At 62.4% G+C, this 15,267-nt stretch carries 16 protein-coding genes, 1 tRNA gene and 2 pseudogenes; 9 read left to right on the forward strand and 10 right to left on the reverse strand.

The annotated features are described in order from the left end of the window. Nucleotides 1-3: 3 nt before the first annotated feature. From AC04SG_RS16155 to AC04SG_RS16165, 3 genes are all read left to right on the forward strand, one after another. A complete protein-coding gene (locus tag AC04SG_RS16155; protein ID WP_488551932.1) occupies nt 4-825 on the forward strand; it encodes a phytoene/squalene synthase family protein in 822 nt (273 codons plus the stop codon). An 82-nt stretch (nt 826-907) separates the two neighbouring features. Continuing rightward, nucleotides 908-1,342, forward strand: coding sequence for a hypothetical protein (locus tag AC04SG_RS16160; RefSeq protein ID WP_488551853.1), 435 nt, complete (start codon nt 908-910; stop codon nt 1,340-1,342). Further along, entirely contained in the window at nt 1,342-2,292 is a 951-nt protein-coding gene (locus AC04SG_RS16165) for a sterol desaturase family protein (protein WP_488551854.1), read from the forward strand. Before AC04SG_RS16160 ends, AC04SG_RS16165 begins: the two co-directional genes overlap by 1 nt. 7 nt (nt 2,293-2,299) lie before the next feature. On the opposite strand, the pseudogene AC04SG_RS16170 reads toward AC04SG_RS16165, so the two are convergent. The 3 genes and pseudogenes from AC04SG_RS16170 to trmFO all read right to left on the reverse strand — a co-directional run bounded on the left by AC04SG_RS16170 (nt 2,300) and on the right by trmFO (nt 4,374). Continuing rightward, nucleotides 2,300-2,624, reverse strand: a pseudogene (locus AC04SG_RS16170) (type II toxin-antitoxin system RelE/ParE family toxin). After that, nucleotides 2,596-2,898 carry a type II toxin-antitoxin system ParD family antitoxin gene (locus AC04SG_RS16175; RefSeq protein WP_192257285.1) on the reverse strand — a complete coding sequence of 101 codons (303 nt, stop codon included), beginning with the start codon at nt 2,896-2,898 and terminating at the stop codon, nt 2,596-2,598. The pseudogene AC04SG_RS16170 and the gene AC04SG_RS16175 overlap by 29 nt, the downstream one beginning before the upstream one ends. 66 nt (nt 2,899-2,964) lie before the next feature. Continuing rightward, nucleotides 2,965-4,374, reverse strand: a complete 1,410-nt coding sequence (gene trmFO / locus AC04SG_RS16180; protein WP_488551855.1) for a methylenetetrahydrofolate--tRNA-(uracil(54)-C(5))-methyltransferase (FADH(2)-oxidizing) TrmFO — start codon at nt 4,372-4,374, stop codon at nt 2,965-2,967. Nucleotides 4,375-4,542: 168 nt separating this feature from the next. Between trmFO and AC04SG_RS16185 the strand changes: the two genes are divergently transcribed. Further along, on the forward strand, nt 4,543-5,031 hold the full coding sequence (locus AC04SG_RS16185) for an RrF2 family transcriptional regulator (protein ID WP_352557472.1): 489 nt from the start codon (nt 4,543-4,545) through the stop codon (nt 5,029-5,031). On the opposite strand, the pseudogene AC04SG_RS16190 reads toward AC04SG_RS16185, so the two are convergent. From AC04SG_RS16190 to AC04SG_RS16205, 4 genes and pseudogenes are all read right to left on the reverse strand, one after another. Next, nucleotides 5,014-6,029: pseudogene (locus AC04SG_RS16190) on the reverse strand (mechanosensitive ion channel family protein). The gene AC04SG_RS16185 and the pseudogene AC04SG_RS16190 overlap by 18 nt on opposite strands. 66 nt (nt 6,030-6,095) lie before the next feature. Then, nucleotides 6,096-6,521, reverse strand: coding sequence for a cupin domain-containing protein (locus tag AC04SG_RS16195; protein ID WP_488551856.1), 426 nt, complete (start codon nt 6,519-6,521; stop codon nt 6,096-6,098). Between the two features lie 63 nt (nt 6,522-6,584). Beyond that, nucleotides 6,585-7,337, reverse strand: coding sequence for an SDR family oxidoreductase (locus tag AC04SG_RS16200; RefSeq protein WP_488551857.1), 753 nt, complete (start codon nt 7,335-7,337; stop codon nt 6,585-6,587). Between the two features lie 58 nt (nt 7,338-7,395). Next, nucleotides 7,396-7,875, reverse strand: a complete 480-nt coding sequence (locus AC04SG_RS16205; RefSeq protein WP_488551858.1) for a carboxymuconolactone decarboxylase family protein — start codon at nt 7,873-7,875, stop codon at nt 7,396-7,398. A 134-nt stretch (nt 7,876-8,009) separates the two neighbouring features. Between AC04SG_RS16205 and AC04SG_RS16210 the strand changes: the two genes are divergently transcribed. Next, nucleotides 8,010-8,909: a LysR family transcriptional regulator gene (locus AC04SG_RS16210; protein ID WP_488551859.1), complete on the forward strand. Its 900-nt coding sequence runs from the start codon at nt 8,010-8,012 to the stop codon at nt 8,907-8,909. A gap of 346 nt (nt 8,910-9,255) precedes the next feature. On the opposite strand, the gene AC04SG_RS16215 is transcribed toward AC04SG_RS16210, so the two are convergent. After that, on the reverse strand, nt 9,256-9,399 hold the full coding sequence (locus AC04SG_RS16215) for a DUF1127 domain-containing protein (protein WP_112564748.1): 144 nt from the start codon (nt 9,397-9,399) through the stop codon (nt 9,256-9,258). A gap of 51 nt (nt 9,400-9,450) precedes the next feature. Next, the gene (locus AC04SG_RS16220) at nt 9,451-9,591 is read right to left on the reverse strand and encodes a DUF1127 domain-containing protein (protein ID WP_006335194.1); all 141 of its coding nucleotides are present in this window, start codon (nt 9,589-9,591) and stop codon (nt 9,451-9,453) included. 236 nt (nt 9,592-9,827) lie between these two features. Between AC04SG_RS16220 and AC04SG_RS16225 the strand changes: the two genes are divergently transcribed. The 3 genes from AC04SG_RS16225 (at nt 9,828) to AC04SG_RS16235 (ending at nt 13,048) form a co-directional block, all read left to right on the forward strand. Then, nucleotides 9,828-10,940 carry a DUF2157 domain-containing protein gene (locus AC04SG_RS16225; protein WP_488551860.1) on the forward strand — a complete coding sequence of 371 codons (1,113 nt, stop codon included), beginning with the start codon at nt 9,828-9,830 and terminating at the stop codon, nt 10,938-10,940. Next, a complete protein-coding gene (locus AC04SG_RS16230; RefSeq protein WP_488551861.1) occupies nt 10,937-11,518 on the forward strand; it encodes a GDYXXLXY domain-containing protein in 582 nt (193 codons plus the stop codon). Before AC04SG_RS16225 ends, AC04SG_RS16230 begins: the two co-directional genes overlap by 4 nt. 81 nt (nt 11,519-11,599) lie before the next feature. Next, nucleotides 11,600-13,048, forward strand: a complete 1,449-nt coding sequence (locus tag AC04SG_RS16235; protein ID WP_488551862.1) for an aromatic amino acid lyase — start codon at nt 11,600-11,602, stop codon at nt 13,046-13,048. A gap of 100 nt (nt 13,049-13,148) precedes the next feature. On the opposite strand, the gene AC04SG_RS16240 is transcribed toward AC04SG_RS16235, so the two are convergent. Then, a tRNA-Leu gene (locus AC04SG_RS16240) sits at nt 13,149-13,231 on the reverse strand. Between the two features lie 340 nt (nt 13,232-13,571). Between AC04SG_RS16240 and tig the strand changes: the two genes are divergently transcribed. Beyond that, nucleotides 13,572-15,047: a trigger factor gene (tig, locus tag AC04SG_RS16245; protein WP_488551863.1), complete on the forward strand. Its 1,476-nt coding sequence runs from the start codon at nt 13,572-13,574 to the stop codon at nt 15,045-15,047. Nucleotides 15,048-15,267: the final 220 nt, after the last annotated feature.

A 15,267-nucleotide genomic window follows, 5' to 3' on the forward strand; every position in this document is an offset into this window, starting at 1 on the left:
GTCATGGAGGCGGTGCGCGCCGGCGACCACGACCGCTATGTCAGCGCACTCTATGCACCTGCCGACAAGCGCCAGCCGCTGTTTTCGCTTTACGCCTTCAATGCCGAGATCGCGTCTGTACGCGATCGTATTCACGAGGCGCTGCCCGGCGAGGTGAGGTTGCAATGGTGGCGCGATGTCATCGCCACTGAGGCCGCAGTCTCCGGCAACCCGCTCGCCGACGCGCTGAAGGTGACGATTGCCGATCGCGGCCTGCCGAAAGCTGCCTTCGACAACATGCTCGAAGCCCGCATCTTCGACCTCTATGACGATCCGATGCCGTCGCGTACCGATCTTGAAGGCTATTGCGGCGAGACGGCGGCAGCGCTGATCCAGCTTGCGGCGATGGTGCTCGATCCCATTGAAGCGCCGCGCTTTGCCGAACTGGCGGGACGGGCGGGCTGTGCGCAGGCGATGACCGGACTTCTGCTGCTGTTGCCGCTGCATCGACGGCGCGGCCAATGCTTTGTGCCGGCCGATATTCTGGCAGCGGCGGGGTCGTCGCCTGAGGAGTTTGTCAGCGGCGATGGCGGTCCCGGTGCTGAGCGAGCGGTGGCAGCGATGATGGCATTGGCGCAGGAACATCTCAGCGCTTTCGAGCAAGGGGCTTCGGCCGTTCCAGAGACGCTACGCCCGGCTTTTTTGCCGTTGGCCCTTACCAGGGCCTATCTCGGCAAGATGAAGGACGGACGCCGTTCGCCTCTGGCTGGAGCGGTGCGCCTTTCGGCATTGCGCCGACATTGGCTGTTGCTCACACGCGCGATGCGGGGTTGGTCGACCATTTGACGTAAACGTCAATCGTGCTAGAGATTCTTCGGCCCGAAATCGTCGCCAAAAGACGCGACCGGTCCGGAGGAGATTCCCGTTCATGAGCCTGCCTGTGCTGGTCGCACTCGTCGTTGTCGGCATCGCGCTGTCGGTGCTCGCCGTGCACCTCACCGGCGGCAGCAAGATTGCGACGCTTGCCGGTGCGGATCAGGCGCTCAGCCGGTTGGCCGATGATTTTCCGGACGAGAAAGCGGGAGCGGTGCGCCTGACGGCGGATAGCAGGACGGCGTTCCTCGATCTCGGGCAAGGGCGCTGCGGCATCGTCCACAGCGTCGGCGACTGCTTCTTGACCCGCATCGTCACGCCACACGATGTCCTGGCCCTCGACGTCGACGAAGCCGGCGCGATCGCGCTCAGACTGGCCGACTTCACCTGGAAAGGCGGACGCTTCGCCTTCACCGACAAGGCTGACGCCAGCGCTGTCGCGGCAGCGCTTGCGCCGCACAATCCGAGTCTGGCCAGGGAGGCCGCGTGATGGACGACTACAATTTCCCTGAAGTGACCCAGCTTGCCATTCCGTTCTTCGTCGCCGCCATCCTGATCGAGCTCTGGCTGGTGCGCACCGGCCGCGCCAAGGGCTCGTTCGAGACGCGCGACACGCTGACCAGCCTGATGATGGGCACGGGTAATGTCGTTGCCGGCCTGCTGCTCGGCGTTGTTTCCTACTGGGCGCTGTCGTGGCTGTGGCAGTTCCGCTTCTTCAATCTCGGCCTGTCGGTGTGGGTGTTCCTGGCGGCGTTCCTGCTCGATGACCTGCGCTACTACGTCTACCACCGCATCGCGCACCGGGTGCGCTGGGTGTGGGCCGAGCACGTCAACCACCATTCCAGCCAGCACTACAATCTGTCGACGGCGCTCCGGCAAAGCTGGACCGGACTGTTCACCTTCATGTTCGTGCTGCAGGCGCCACTGGTGCTGCTCGGCTTCCATCCGGCCGTCATTGCCTTCACTTTCGGATTCAACCTGGTCTGGCAGTTCTGGATCCACACCGAGGCGATCGGCAAGATGTGGGGCTGGTTCGAATTCATCTTCAACACGCCCTCGCACCACCGCGTCCACCACGCCACCAATCCGCGCTATCTCGACGCCAATTATGCCGGCACGCTGATCATCTGGGACCGCATGTTCGGCACCTTCGTCGAGGAGTTGGAGGAGGACCGGCCGCGCTACGGCATCGTGAAAAATCTCGGCACGTTCAATCCGCTGAAAGTGGCGTTCCACGAATGGATAGGCATGTTCAGGGATGCGTTCGCGCCGGGGCTAACGCTCAGCGATCGCATCAACTACCTGATCAAGCCGCCGGGCTGGAGCCATGACGGCTCGCGCGAGACTTCGGAGACGCTGAAAGCAGCCTATGTCAGGCGAAATCCGGGAGAGGCGGGCAAGCCGGGATTGCCGATGACGGGTGCCGAGCCGGCAGAGTAGTCATCTATCAAGACGGCTCGCCGCGATCTCGCATCAGAGCTTCGTAGTCGCGGCCGTCATAGAAAATGCTGACGATGTGGACAAGATCGTCGGCGATGACATAGACAATGACGGCTGAATGCTCGAATGGGACCATTCGCAACCCGGGCGCGATATCGTCGCGTGGGCGGCCACCGAGGGGCATTCCCGATGCTCTGGCAGCGCTCTTTGATACGATCGACAAACCCGTTGGCGATATTTTCGCTGCCACTGCTCTCGAGAATGTATGCGCCGATCGCTTCGAGGTCGAAAATCGCGTTTTCGCTAAGAACGACGGCGAGACGCTGGATCATCATTGTCTCGCGCGAGTTGCGAAATCCGGCTCTTTACCCTGTTGATTGCCTCTTCGAGCGGAACAGCAGGCCTGGTATCCTCGATTGAAGCCTTTACCCGCGCCCTGATCGAGGCCATGCGCTCGGCATGTGCGTCCTCTTCGCGCTGGAAGGCGCGGAGCGCTGCGCGGATGACTTCGCTTGCCGAGCCGAAGGAGCCGTCCTCGACCTTTTCGCGAATCATGCGCGCCATCGCTGGCGTGACAGTGACGGATAGTTTTTCGGCGGATTCCATGGAATGGGTCCCATCAGACAGCGAGTAGGATAGTATCCTACTTCTTGCTGCGGGTCCAATGGCTCGTTACTCCGCCGCCTCGGCCCGCGCCGGCAGCCCGAGCCACTCCCGGCAATCGGCCTGGGCGCGCGCGGTGATGGCGTGGCGTTTCGCCACCGTCTTGTCCTTGCCGCGCAGGCGCTTGCCTTCGGTCTTCGGCGCTTCGACCGGCGGGAACAGGCCGAAATTGACGTTCATCGGCTGGAAAGAGCGTTTGCCCGGTTCGTCGTCCGAGACAATGTGGCCGCCGGTGATGTGGTTGAGCAATGCACCGACGGCGGTGGTGAGTGGCGGCAGCGATGGAGCATGGCCGAGCCGCTCGGCGGCAGCGAAGCGGCCGGCGAGCAGGCCGATGGCCGCGCTCTCGACATAGCCCTCGCAGCCGGTGATCTGGCCGGCGAAGCGCAGGCCGGGCCGCGACTTCAGCTGCAGCGAGGCGTCGAGCAGCGTCGGCGAATTGATGTAGGTGTTGCGGTGCAGGCCGCCCAGCCGGGCGAAGTCGGCGTTTTCGAGCCCCGGAATGGTTCGGAACACGCGCACCTGCTCGGCATGCTTCAGCTTGGTCTGGAAACCGACCATGTTGTAGAGCGTGCCCAGCGCATTGTCCTGGCGCAGCTGCACCACGGCATAGGCTTTGACCGTCGGATTGTGGGCATTGGTCAGCCCCATCGGCTTCATCGGCCCATAGCGCAGCGTCTCGACGCCGCGCTCGGCCATGATCTCGATCGGCAGGCACCCGTCGAAATAGGGTGTGCCTTCCCATTGCTTGAATTCGGTCTTCTGGCCGTCGACGAGCGCCTGCACGAAGGCGAGATACTGCTCCTTGTCCATCGGGCAGTTGATGTAATCCTTGCCGGTGCCGCCGGGCCCGACCTTGTCGTAGCGCGACTGGAACCAGCAGGTGTCCATGTCGATGGTGTCGAAATGGATGATCGGGGCGATGGCGTCGAAGAAGGCCAGCGCATCGGCGCCGGTCGCCTCGGCGATCGACTGGGCAAGCGAGGGCGCGGTCAGCGGGCCGGTGGCGATGATCGCCTGGTCCCATTCCGCCGGCGGCAGGCCTGGCACTTCCTCGCGCTCAATGGTGATCAGCGGATGGGCTTCGAGTTTTTTGGTCACCGCGTCGGAGAAGCCGTCACGGTCGACGGCGAGCGCGCCACCGGCCGGCACCTGGTTGGCGTCGCCGGCGCTCATGATCAGCGAGCCGGCCAGCCGCATTTCGGCGTGCAGCAGGCCGACCGCGTTGTTTTCGGCATCGTCGGAGCGGAACGAATTGGAGCAGACGAGCTCGGCCAGCCCGTCGGTCTTGTGGGCATCGGTGCCGCGCACCGGGCGCATTTCATGGAGGATCACTGGCACGCCGGCTTGCGCTGCTTGCCAAGCGGCCTCGGAGCCGGCGAGGCCGCCGCCGACAATGTGGATTGGATTTTTGCTCATGAACGCCGGAATAATCGCTTGGCGCGCTGTTGGCAATTGGCCGTTGCGAGCGTGGGCCGTTGCTGTCCCTCGTAACCACCGCGCCGGCTGTCTGTTTACACAGCAGGAAAATAGGGATATTTCATGTCCTTAATATAAGCTTGATCGGTATCGACCCGGAACCCATTGATGATCCTGAAAAGCCAAGTCGAATGGGCGCTGCACTGCTGCGCCATTCTCGCAGGCCTGCCTGCCGGGCGTTATCTCTCGACAAAAGCGCTCGCCGAATTCCACGGCCTTCCCAAGGAGTATCTTTCCAAGGCGCTGCAAAGCCTGTCGCAGGCGGGTCTGGTGGATACGACGCTCGGTCCGTCGGGCGGATACCGGCTGGCGCGGCCGCCGGCCGAGTTGACCTTCCTTGAGATCGTGGAAGCCGTGGAGGGCAAGGCGCGGACGTTTGTGTGCACCAACATCCGCGAAAACAATCCGTGCCGTCCGCAGGGATATTGCGAAAGCAGCCCCTGCGCGGTGTCGCGCATCATGTGGGAAGCCGACGAGGCCTGGCGGGCAAAACTGCGCAGCGTCAGGCTTTCCGATCTCACCGAAGCGCTGGCGCAGGAGATTCCGGCGGAACTTTGGAAGAACAGCTTCGAATGGGTGCTAGAGCGCGCCGGATGAGCGCATGACCGTCGCTTGCGGCTGGTCAGCCGTCGCCGGCAGCAGGATTGCATAGCTCTGCGGCGGCATAGCCAGGGAAAGACCATTCGCCTCGCAATGGCGATGGACAGAGTCGATCACCTCATTCCTCGCAAGCAACCGGTCGGCCGGACCGGCCACGCAAAAGAACAGGTCCACCCCGATTGCCACCGCGTCGATGTCCTTGATCGCGACAAGCGGTGCCGGGTCCTTGACGATCCGCTCGCAGTTTCCGAGGGCCTCGCGCATAGCTCCCTCGATGACATACGGCGCCCGTGTCCTGGCGATCCGCACGTTTACGCTGATCAGCTGTCTCTCGTCGGGACGGCTGAGATTGGTCAGGCTGACCTCGCCAATACGCTGTTGGGCAGGACGACAATGTTGGACGCAGCGGTAAGCAGATGCGTGGAGCGCCAGGTTGTTTCGACGATGCGTCCTTCCGTGCCGTCGCCCAGCATGATCCAGTCGCCGAGCGTGTAGGGACGCCCCAGCGTCAGCGCAATGCCGGAAAAGACGTCGCCAAGCGTGTTCTGCAGCGCAAGCCCGACGATGATGGCAACCACGCCCGACGTTGCCGCCAGCGTTGCGACGGGAACGCCGAAGACGAAACCCGTTATCGACAGCGCCACGCCAAGATAGATGACAGCGACGACCAGTTCCTGGAGCAGGCGCGCTTCTCGCGGCCGATGTTCCACGACGATATAGAGGCGCACAAAGCCGACAAGCGTCCAGGCAAGGTGTATCCACCAGAGGATGCGCGCCGACTTTGCCAGATACGCGCCCTGAAGATCGGTCTCAGCCACCCAATGCGGCAGGATTCCGCTGAGCCAGAGCACTGCAGTCATGCTGGCGAAGAACAGGATCTGGACGATCAGGCGTGCCATCGGGCGCCCACGGCCCTGGAAATACCAGACGACAATGCCGGCAAGCCCCAGCAGATTGATCAAGACCAGGGCAACGGAATGATGATTGTCGAACATGGGTCCCCGATAGGATAAAGCTCACAGGCAAGTCCGGAAGCCAGGACGGCGTCCGGCCTTTTCGGCCTATTTCGTGACCGGATAGGTCAGTTCTTTCTGGGCTGTATCGACGACGAAGACGGCCAGCAGTTTTGCCGGCTTGGTCTTGCTGCCGTTCTCGCTCACGCTGTGGCGATCGCCCGGCATCTCCGAAAAGCTCTCGCCGGCCTTGTAGACCTTGGCCGGATCGTCATTGACCTGGCTGCGGATGGAGCCTTCCAGAACCGTCGCGTAGATGAAGGCCGAGCTCGGATGGGTGTGCGCCTCGGAGAAGCCACCGGGACCATATTCAACCAGGATGCCCTTGATGCTCTTGCCTGGCACATTCGGCAGTTCATGTTCATAGACAAGCGTGACTTTGGCGGCCTTTTCGCCGGCGTGAGCATCCTTGGCTCCGACCGGGTTGACCAGGGCTGCCGTCACGATGACGGCCGCGGCGATGGACTTGATCATTTCGAAACTCCTTTTCTTGTGTTGCGCAATGCGCTGCGGCTGGGCTGAGGCGCAGCCTGACGGTCATTTCCGCGCCGAAGTGGCGAACCACTGCTCGAAGCTGATACGGCCGAGGCGGGGATCGTTTTCGGAGACGAGCGAATTGTCGTTCAGCCTGGCGCCGAAATAGAGCGCCTCCGGATCGGTCACGACCTTGCGGGAATCGCCGGAAGCCTTGAGGTAACGGGCGACGAGCTCGCTCATGCGCACACGCTCAGGGCCGGAAATCTCGATCGTGCCGTTGAACGGCGCGGCGAGCGCGACATTGGCCATGGCATCGGCGACATCGTCGGATGCGATGGGCTGTACATAGGCCGGCGACAGATGCACGGCTTCGCCGACAGCTCCGGATTTGGCGATGGCGGGCAGGAATTCCATGAACTGCGTGGAATGAACGATGGTGTAGGGAATGCCGGAAGTCTTGATCAGCTTTTCCTGGGCGAGCTTGGCGCGGAAATAGCCGGCATCCTGCAGGCGTTCGGTCCCGACAACCGAGAGCGCGATATGGTGCTTGACCCCGGCAACCTTGTCCGCTGCGAGCAGGTTGCGGCCCGAAATCTCGAAGAACTCCATCGCGGCCTTGTCCTCGAAGGACGGCGAGTTGGCGAGATCGATGACCACCTCCGCGCCAGCAAGCGCCTCCTTCAGCCCTTCGCCGGTGATGGTGTTGACGCCGGTGTTCGGCGCGGCTGCGATCACTTCGTGGCCCTGCTTGCGCAAGCGTTCGGTGGTTTTGGTGCCGATGAGGCCGGTGCCGCCGATGATGACGATTTTCATGATGCTCTCCGTTTGCGGCCGCGCTGTCACGCCGCATCGATTGATGGTTGGGGAAGGGTCAGTTCAGGCCGGCCTTGCCGAGCCCGTAGAGCTTGTCCGCCGAACCGGGCACAGTCTTGAAGGCGACGTTGAGGCGGTTCCAGGCATTGATGGTCATGATCGACAAGGTCAGGTCGGAGATTTCCTTTTCCCAAAGCTGCCCGCGCACACGCTCGTAGAGCTCGTCGGGAATGCCGCCTTCGGGGAGCTTCGTGACGGCTTCCGTCCAGGCAAGAGCGGCACGCTCACGCGGAATGAACAGGGTCGATTCCCGCCAGACGGCGACATGGTAAAGCCGCAGCTCGCTCTCGCCGTGGATCTTTGCTTCCTTGACATGCATGTCGAGGCAGAAGGCGCAGCCATTGATCTGCGAAGCCCTGATATGGACGAGATCGCGGATCTTTTCCTCGATGGCGCCGTGCGTCTCAGCCATGCTGAGGTCGGAAAGCTTCTTGAACAGCTCGGGCGATTGTTGGGCGGCGTTTAGGCGCTGTGTCATGGCTAGTCCTTTTGACGGTTTGAGGATATTTCATGTCCTTAAGGACAATTAATATCCATAATAGCTGGACAGTAAAGCGCCTGCCGCCTAGGATGCGGACATAAGGCATATGTCGAAAGGTAATGAGGGTAAGAATGGACGTCGTATCGGCATTGCGAACGTTCCTGCGGGTGGCGCAGACAAGGTCCTTCTCCGCGGCCGCGATCGACCTCAATTTGACGCAGCCGGCGGTATCCCGGCAGGTCTCCGCGCTGGAAGCGCATCTGAAGACGCGCCTTCTGCATCGCACCACGACCGCGCTTGCCTTGACGGCCGAGGGTGAACAGATGCTGCCGATGGCGCTGCGCGTGGTGGAAGCGGTCGACGCGCTGAGCGAAGCGAGTGGCACTGAGGGCGCAACCGTATCGGGAAAAGTGCGGCTTAGCTTGCCGGCGCCGCTCGGGCTCTCCATTAGCGATCGCCTCGCAAGGCTTCTGGACGATCATCCATCCCTTGCCATCGAACTGATCCTGCGGGAGGAAGCCTCGGATCTGGTCGCCGATGCCATCGATCTCGAGGTACGCCTCGGGCCGGTCAGTGACAGCAGCCTGATCTGCCGCCGGATCGGCTGGACGACTGCCTTTCTCGTGGCCTCGCCATGCTATCTCGAGGGACGGGATATGCCGCAAGCGCCGCAAGACATCAGGGATCACCGCTGCATTTGTTACAGCCGTGCCGGCGATGGCCGGTCATGGTCGTTCTCCGACGGGGCGGACGATGTTGTTCTGCGGGTTGAGCCTCGCCTGGTCGCCAGCAATTCAATGGCGGCTCATCGGGCAGCACTGGCCGGGGCCGGGCTTGCGGTGCTGTCCCATATCCTGGCCGGGCCGGACATCGAAACAGGCAGGCTGGTCAAGGTGATGCCGGATTTTCCGCCGACGCGGCTGCCGATTAATGTCGTTTATCCATCCCGCAAGAACATGCCGCTGCGGGTGACGACGGTGCTCGACTTTCTTGTCCAGTCCGTCCGCGACGATGCTTTGATGGCGGCATAAGGCGCCTTGGTCGACCGCTTGCTCAGCTGAAAGCCTGCCCCAGAAACAACAACACCCGCCGGGGGAGGATCCGGCGGGTGTCGTTTTGGGGGCCGACCCTCGGGAGGAGGTGGGGATCGGCCGTATTCGTCATCGCCGGGGAGGAGGTCGGCTTTGACGAAATTCTTTTCGCCGGATGAAGGGGGCGAAACCCTGGAAGGCGAACTACGTTCGCTTTGGAAACAACGCCCGCCGCGGGAGGAGGTGCGGCGGGCGCCGTTTTGGTGGTCAACCCTTGGGAGGAGGTAAGGGTTGGCCGTATCCGTCAGGGTCGGGGAGGAGGTCGACCCTGGCGAAATTCTTGCCGTTAGAAGGTCGCCTTGCGGGCGACGATCTTGATCTCGTCGCGGACGATGCCGAGATCATGGAGCTGGCGGTTCGAAAGGCGACCCAGCTCGGTAACGGTGTCGCGATAAACGCGCCAGTTACGGTAGTTGCGGATCAGGTTCATTGTCGTTCTCTTTTTCAAAACTGGTTCGGACCATTTGCGGCCCGAAGAGGATTAGACTGCCTTGCGGGCGACGTAGTGGATGTCGCTGCGGCTGATGCCGAGGTCGGTCAGTTCACGGTTCGACAGGCGGCTCAGCTCAGAGACGGTGTCCCGGTAGCGGCGCCAGTTGCGGTAGTTGCGGATCAGGTTCATGGTAGTACTCGTTTCGTCTTTCTTCGGATCATTCCGTTTGTGTACGAACAGAAAATAGGTGGACCTATATCGATTTAAAAGTGCCATTGACGCATGGCAGCAATGCAAATTGTGCAATGCAACATTAACGCCCGTTCACGGCTTCGACATAAAGAAACCCGAATCGGAAAATGCCGTAGCGTCAATGATTTGAGCCGATCGGTTTTCAGGAAAGACCAAACTGGGGGAGACGCGGCATGGCGAGCTATTCGTCACGGGTGAGGACGGATATCGGGCGTTGGCTGCAGGCCGGCCTGATCGACGCGAAGACGGCCGATGCGCTGACGCGCGACATCGACGCAAACGAACGCAAATCGCTGAGCTTCGGCACCATCCTGGCGATGATGGCGGCGCTGCTGTTCGGCGCCGCCATCCTGCTCTTCGTCGCCGCCAATTGGGAGGCCATCCCGCGGCTGGTGCGCGTCGCAGCACTGTTTGCCGTCATTCTCGCCGGCTATGTCGGCGGCGCGGTGCTGAAGACGCGCGACCATGCGGCGATCGGCGAGGCACTGTGGATCGTGGCTGCAGCGGCGTTCGGTGGATCGATCGCGCTGATCGGCCAGATGTACCATCTCACGGGCGACGAGGCCTCGGCCATTGTCACCTGGGGCATCGGCACAGCACTTGCCGCGGTGGCGTTGCGCTCGAACCCGCTGACCGTCGCTGCCGTCGGCATATCCGTGGCCTGGCTGTTCGTGCGCGAGTTCGACTTCTACAACCGCACCGAATTCCTGAATTTCTTCGTCATCATGGCGCCGGTGCTTTTTGTCGTCTCGTTCTGGACGCGCAGCCAGCCGGCCCGGCATCTGATTATTCTCTCGGTCATCTTCTATATCGCGGTGCGCGGCATGGACCACAACACGCTGCTGCTGGCTATCCCACTGGTCGTGGTGTCGGCGTTGCTGTTTGCCGTGGCAATCTTCGCCGCTGAGCCGGTCGACCGAGTTCTGCAGCTCGGCGGGCGGCTGCCATTGCATGCCTTGATCGGCTTTCTGACAGGCCTAGCAATGATTCAGTTCGAGCTTGGCGATCACAGCACCTTCAACGGCGGCTTTGCCATCGCCTCGGTCTTGGCACTGGCCGGCATTGCCGCGGCGGTCATGCTGGGCGGGCGCGAGAGCAGGGGGCTGCGCTGGGTCGCCTATGCCGGCTTTGCCTTCGAACTCGCCGTCATCTACGTGGTGACACTGCAGTCGATGCTCGACACGGCCAGCTTCTTCCTGGCCGCAGCGGTGCTGTTCGGCATCCTGGCCCTCGTCATCATCCGCGTCGAAAAACGCATGAAAGCCCCGGAAGGAGCGGCAGCATGATGTCGGGAAAGAAACTTGTCATCTCGGCGCTGATCCTGGCGCTGGCGCAGATCGGCTTCCTGAGCTGGATCATCGCAGGCCGGGCCGCGATCCTACGCAACGGCAAGGAGGTCTTGCTCAAGATCGAGCCGGTCGATCCGCGCGACCTGTTGCGCGGCGACTATATTATACTCGGCTACGAGATATCGCGCCTGCCGGTGAAGCTGATCGCCAACATTCCGGTCGGACAGCTCAGCACCGAGAACACACCGATCGTGGTCCGGCTGAAGCCGGGCGCCGACGGCTATTGGCATGCGACCACTGCCTGGTTCGGCAAGGCGCCGACGCCGCCGGCCGCCGACGAAGCCGATATTGTCGGCCAGGTCGCGCCGGGCTGGACGCTTGATCCCGAATCCACAATCGCACCGCAATATGGCATCGACCGTTTCTACCTGCCGGAGGGACAGGGCATCGCGATCCAGAACGACATGCGAGTGCGGCCATTCGGGGTGCGCATCGCGCTCGCCGCCAATGGCGAGGCGCAGATCAAGGCGCTGATGGACGGCGACAAGACATTGTTCGAGGAACCGCTCTATTAAACGACGTTACCCAGGGCACGGATTTCGGTAGACATCGATCGCTTCGCCCAGACGCATTCAAACCAGGCCGGGCGAAGTACGATGACGATTACGCTGACGACGCGCGAAGACATCAATCTCGATGCGGTTTTGCGCGTCGCCTGGAAAAACGACACGGTCGCCATCAGCGACAAGGCTTTGCAACGCATTGCCGAATGCCGAGCCTCGTTCCTGAAACTCATTGAATCCGATCCGCCGCCGATCATCTACGGCGTTACCACCGCCATGGGCGAGCTGGCGAGCCGCAAGCTCGAACTCGACGAGCGCGACCGCCATGCGCGCATCAAGGCTTTTGCTGCCGCCACCTCCTTCGGCGAGCCGTTGCCTGAGCGCATCGTCAGGGCAATCGTGCTGGCCCGGCTGACCAATTTCATCGAAGGCAATGCCGCCACCACGCCGCGTATCGCGCAGGCTGTCGCGGCGATGCTGGATGGCCGACCGATGCCGGTGGTGCCATCGCAGGGACAGGGCGGCGCCGGCGAGATTCTGGCGCTCTATCCGCTGTTTGCCGAGCTTACCGCCGGCTTGGAGCTCGAAGTGAAGGAGCGGGGTTCGCTGATCAACGGCTCGCCTTGCGCGGCGGCCCTGGTGGCCGATGCGGCCCTGGCGGCGCGGCGCCGCATCGCCATGGCGCACAAGGTGTTTGCGCTGTCGATCGAGGCGTTTCGCGCCCCGCTCGAGCATTATGATGCCGCGCTCGACGGGCTCTGGGGCGACGAACACGAAGCGGCGGCCTTGCGCGGGTTGCGGCAGTTTCTGGTCGGCGCCGGTGACGGGCGGCGCAACTATCAGGCGCCGGTCAGCTACCGCATCGTGCCGCGCGTGCTCGGCCACGCGCATCGGGCGCTTTCGGGCGCCGAGCAGGCGGCCACCGTGTCGCTAGCCTCGATATCCGACAATCCCGTCTATATCCCGCCCGACGAGGCGCATCCGCTGGGACGCTGCATCTCCACCGGCGGCTACCACAATGCGATGGCGACGCCGGCATTGGACGATCTGGCCGCGATCTGGGCCGATCTCTGCCTGCTCTGCGACCGCCATGCCTCAAAGCTGCTCAACGGCAAGGTGTCGCTGCTGCCGGACCTGTTGATGACCGGGCGGCATTGGGCCGACAGCGACGGCCACGGCAATGTCGGCTATGTGCCGATGGCGATCACCGGCTATCTCGAACAGGCAAAGCTTGCAGCGCAGCGCACCTTCATTCCGGGCACCGAATCGGCCGGCGCCGGCCAGGACGACGTCGCCACCACGGCATTCTTCGCCTGGACCAAGGAAGCGACCGCCGGCCGCTGCCTCGATGCGGCGATGGCGATGCTGGCGATGATCGCCTCGCAGGCACTGTACGTGACTGAACGCGCCGCGCCGCCGGCGCTGCAGGCTTTCGTGGCGGATATCAGGAAGATCGTGCCGCCGGTCGACGCGGACCGGGTGCTGGGGCCGGAACTGGCCAAGCTGGCGGAGTGGTTCACCGGGCAGGTGTTTGAAGCGTAGGGCGTCGCGCCAGTCCTCCTACGCCAAGGCTTCGGAGGACACCCTTCGCTCTATCAAGCTCCCGGGTGGCCTGCCACCCGAAGCTCGATAGAGCGAAGGGTGGTGCGGGTAGAGGGACTCGAACCCCCACGCTTTCACGCCAGAACCTAAATCTGGTGCGTCTACCAATTCCGCCATACCCGCGTGGCCCGGCAATCCCATGTAGCCATCATTCTGTCAATGTCGGGGCGAAAATGGCGGTCATTCGCTGCAACGCGAAGATGGTTGAAAATTAGCCTCGCCTGTGACAAAAGGCGTGTCAAATGTGACGGGACGCGCCGATCCGCTTCTGCAGAATGTGATAAGAAGTAGGAAAAACAAGAACTTATTCACATCTTGGAACGCAGTTTGGAAGAATTTGAGCCGTAATTTCGGTCAAATCGCCAGGTTCCGTACCAAAAGCCATTCCCGGCAAGATTGTACCGGCAGGCTGTGAACGGCAGAAGGCCGTGGCAGTCTCTTTGGTGAAGATAAAGGTTTTACGATGCAGGTCACCGAAACGCTCAACTCCGGTCTCAAGCGCGAGATCAAGATCACCGTGCCGGCCGGTGATATGGAAGCCAAGCTGATGGCGCGGCTGTCCGACGCCCGCAACAAGGTCCGCATCAACGGCTTCCGTCCCGGCAAAGTGCCGGTCCAGCACCTGCGCAAGGTCTACGGCAAGTCGTTCATGGCCGAAGTGGTCAACGAAATCCTCAACGATTCGACCCGTTCGATCATCACCGGGCGCGGCGAAAAGGCCGCCATGCAGCCCGAAGTGATCATGACCGAGGACGAGAAAGAGGCCGAGAAGATCCTGGCCGGCGGCGCAGACTTCGAATTCCGGCTCAACTACGAGGTCATCCCGGCGATCGAGATCAAGGATTTCTCCGACATCAAGGTGACGCGCCAGGTGTTCGAAGTGCCGGACAGCGAGATCGACGAGCAGGTCCAGCGCGTCGCCGAATCGGCACGCAGCTTCGAGCCGAAGACCGGCAAGGCCGCCGAAGGCGACCGCGTTTCGATCGACTATGTCGGCAAGATCGACGGCGAGGCCTTCTCCGGCGGTGCTGGTACCGACCAGCCGCTGGTGCTGGGCTCCAAGGAATTCATTCCGGGCTTCGAGGACCAGCTGATCGGCTCCAAGGCCGGCGACGAGAAGCAGGTCACGGTCACTTTCCCGGAAAACTATCAGGCGGCGCATCTGGCCGGCAAGGAAGCCACTTTCGACGTCACCGTCAAGGAAGTGTCCAAGCCCGGCGCGCTGGAAATCAACGACGAGATGGCCAAGAATCTCGGCCTGGAATCGCTGGAGCGCCTGCGCGACGTGGTGCGCGGCCAGATCGAGAACCAGTTCGGTTCGATGACCCGCCAGAAGGTCAAGCGCCAGCTGCTCGACCAGCTTGACGCAGCCTATTCGTTCGAAGCGCCGTCGAAGCTCGTCGATGCCGAGTTCAACAACATCTGGACCCAGGTGAACCGCGATCTCGAAGCTGCCGGCCGTACCTTCGCCGACGAAGAAACGACGGAAGAAGAGGCACGCGCCGAATATCTGCGCCTTGCCGAACGCCGCGTGCGTCTCGGTCTGGTTCTGGCCGAGATCGGCGAGAAGGCCGGCGTCACCGTTTCGGACGAGGAATTGCAGCGCGGCCTGTTCGAGCAGGTGCGCCGCTACCCGGCCAACCAGCAGCAGGAAGCCTTCGAGTTCTACCGCAGCAATCCGGAAGCGCTGAACACGCTGCGCGCGCCGATGTTCGAGGAGAAGGTCGTCGACCATCTGCTCGGCCAGATCTCGGTCACCGACGTCAAGGTCAGCAAGGAAGAGCTGATGGCAGACGACGAGGAGGCCGACGCCGCCAAGGCCAAGCCGGCCAAGAAGGCCGCTGCCAAGAAGGCCGACAAGGCTGAAAAGGCCGACGACGCGGAAGAGCCCAAGAAGAAGGCCGCGCCGAAGAAGAAAGCCGCCAAGGACGCCGAATAAGCGCCTGACGACAAGATCAGAAAGGCCGCCCTCGAGGCGGCCTTTTTCGTTGTGGCGGATGTGCCTTGAGCCACCGCAGATCACCTAAACCTTTGTACGCTCGACCTGTTCTACCTGCCGGCCAGATTCTGTGGTACACAGGTGCCGCAATTCCATTTGGGGGGAGAAGCGGAGAATCCGTTCTGTCGTGCAACGCGCATGCTGGCGGTATCGGCATGCG

This window comes from Mesorhizobium sp. CNPSo 4684, from assembly GCF_057784315.1.

Bases quoted from the DNA above. Each gene is read 5' to 3' on its own strand.
- AC04SG_RS16230 (WP_488551861.1), top strand. From the start codon at position 10,937: ATGATGTCGGGAAAGAAACTTGTCATCTCGGCGCTGATCCTGGCGCTG.
- trmFO (WP_488551855.1), bottom strand. From the start codon at position 4,374: ATGAGCAAAAATCCAATCCACATTGTCGGCGGCGGCCTCGCCGGCTCC.
- AC04SG_RS16155 (WP_488551932.1), top strand. From the start codon at position 4: ATGGAGGCGGTGCGCGCCGGCGACCACGACCGCTATGTCAGCGCACTC.
- AC04SG_RS16215 (WP_112564748.1), bottom strand. From the start codon at position 9,399: ATGAACCTGATCCGCAACTACCGTAACTGGCGCGTTTATCGCGACACC.
- AC04SG_RS16205 (WP_488551858.1), bottom strand. From the start codon at position 7,875: ATGACACAGCGCCTAAACGCCGCCCAACAATCGCCCGAGCTGTTCAAG.
- tig (WP_488551863.1), top strand. From the start codon at position 13,572: ATGCAGGTCACCGAAACGCTCAACTCCGGTCTCAAGCGCGAGATCAAG.
- AC04SG_RS16200 (WP_488551857.1), bottom strand. From the start codon at position 7,337: ATGAAAATCGTCATCATCGGCGGCACCGGCCTCATCGGCACCAAAACC.
- AC04SG_RS16225 (WP_488551860.1), top strand. From the start codon at position 9,828: ATGGCGAGCTATTCGTCACGGGTGAGGACGGATATCGGGCGTTGGCTG.
- AC04SG_RS16160 (WP_488551853.1), top strand. From the start codon at position 908: ATGAGCCTGCCTGTGCTGGTCGCACTCGTCGTTGTCGGCATCGCGCTG.
- AC04SG_RS16210 (WP_488551859.1), top strand. From the start codon at position 8,010: ATGGACGTCGTATCGGCATTGCGAACGTTCCTGCGGGTGGCGCAGACA.
- AC04SG_RS16220 (WP_006335194.1), bottom strand. From the start codon at position 9,591: ATGAACCTGATCCGCAACTACCGCAACTGGCGCCGCTACCGGGACACC.
- AC04SG_RS16195 (WP_488551856.1), bottom strand. From the start codon at position 6,521: ATGATCAAGTCCATCGCCGCGGCCGTCATCGTGACGGCAGCCCTGGTC.
- AC04SG_RS16235 (WP_488551862.1), top strand. From the start codon at position 11,600: ATGACGATTACGCTGACGACGCGCGAAGACATCAATCTCGATGCGGTT.
- AC04SG_RS16165 (WP_488551854.1), top strand. From the start codon at position 1,342: ATGGACGACTACAATTTCCCTGAAGTGACCCAGCTTGCCATTCCGTTC.
- AC04SG_RS16175 (WP_192257285.1), bottom strand. From the start codon at position 2,898: ATGGAATCCGCCGAAAAACTATCCGTCACTGTCACGCCAGCGATGGCG.
- AC04SG_RS16185 (WP_352557472.1), top strand. From the start codon at position 4,543: ATGATCCTGAAAAGCCAAGTCGAATGGGCGCTGCACTGCTGCGCCATT.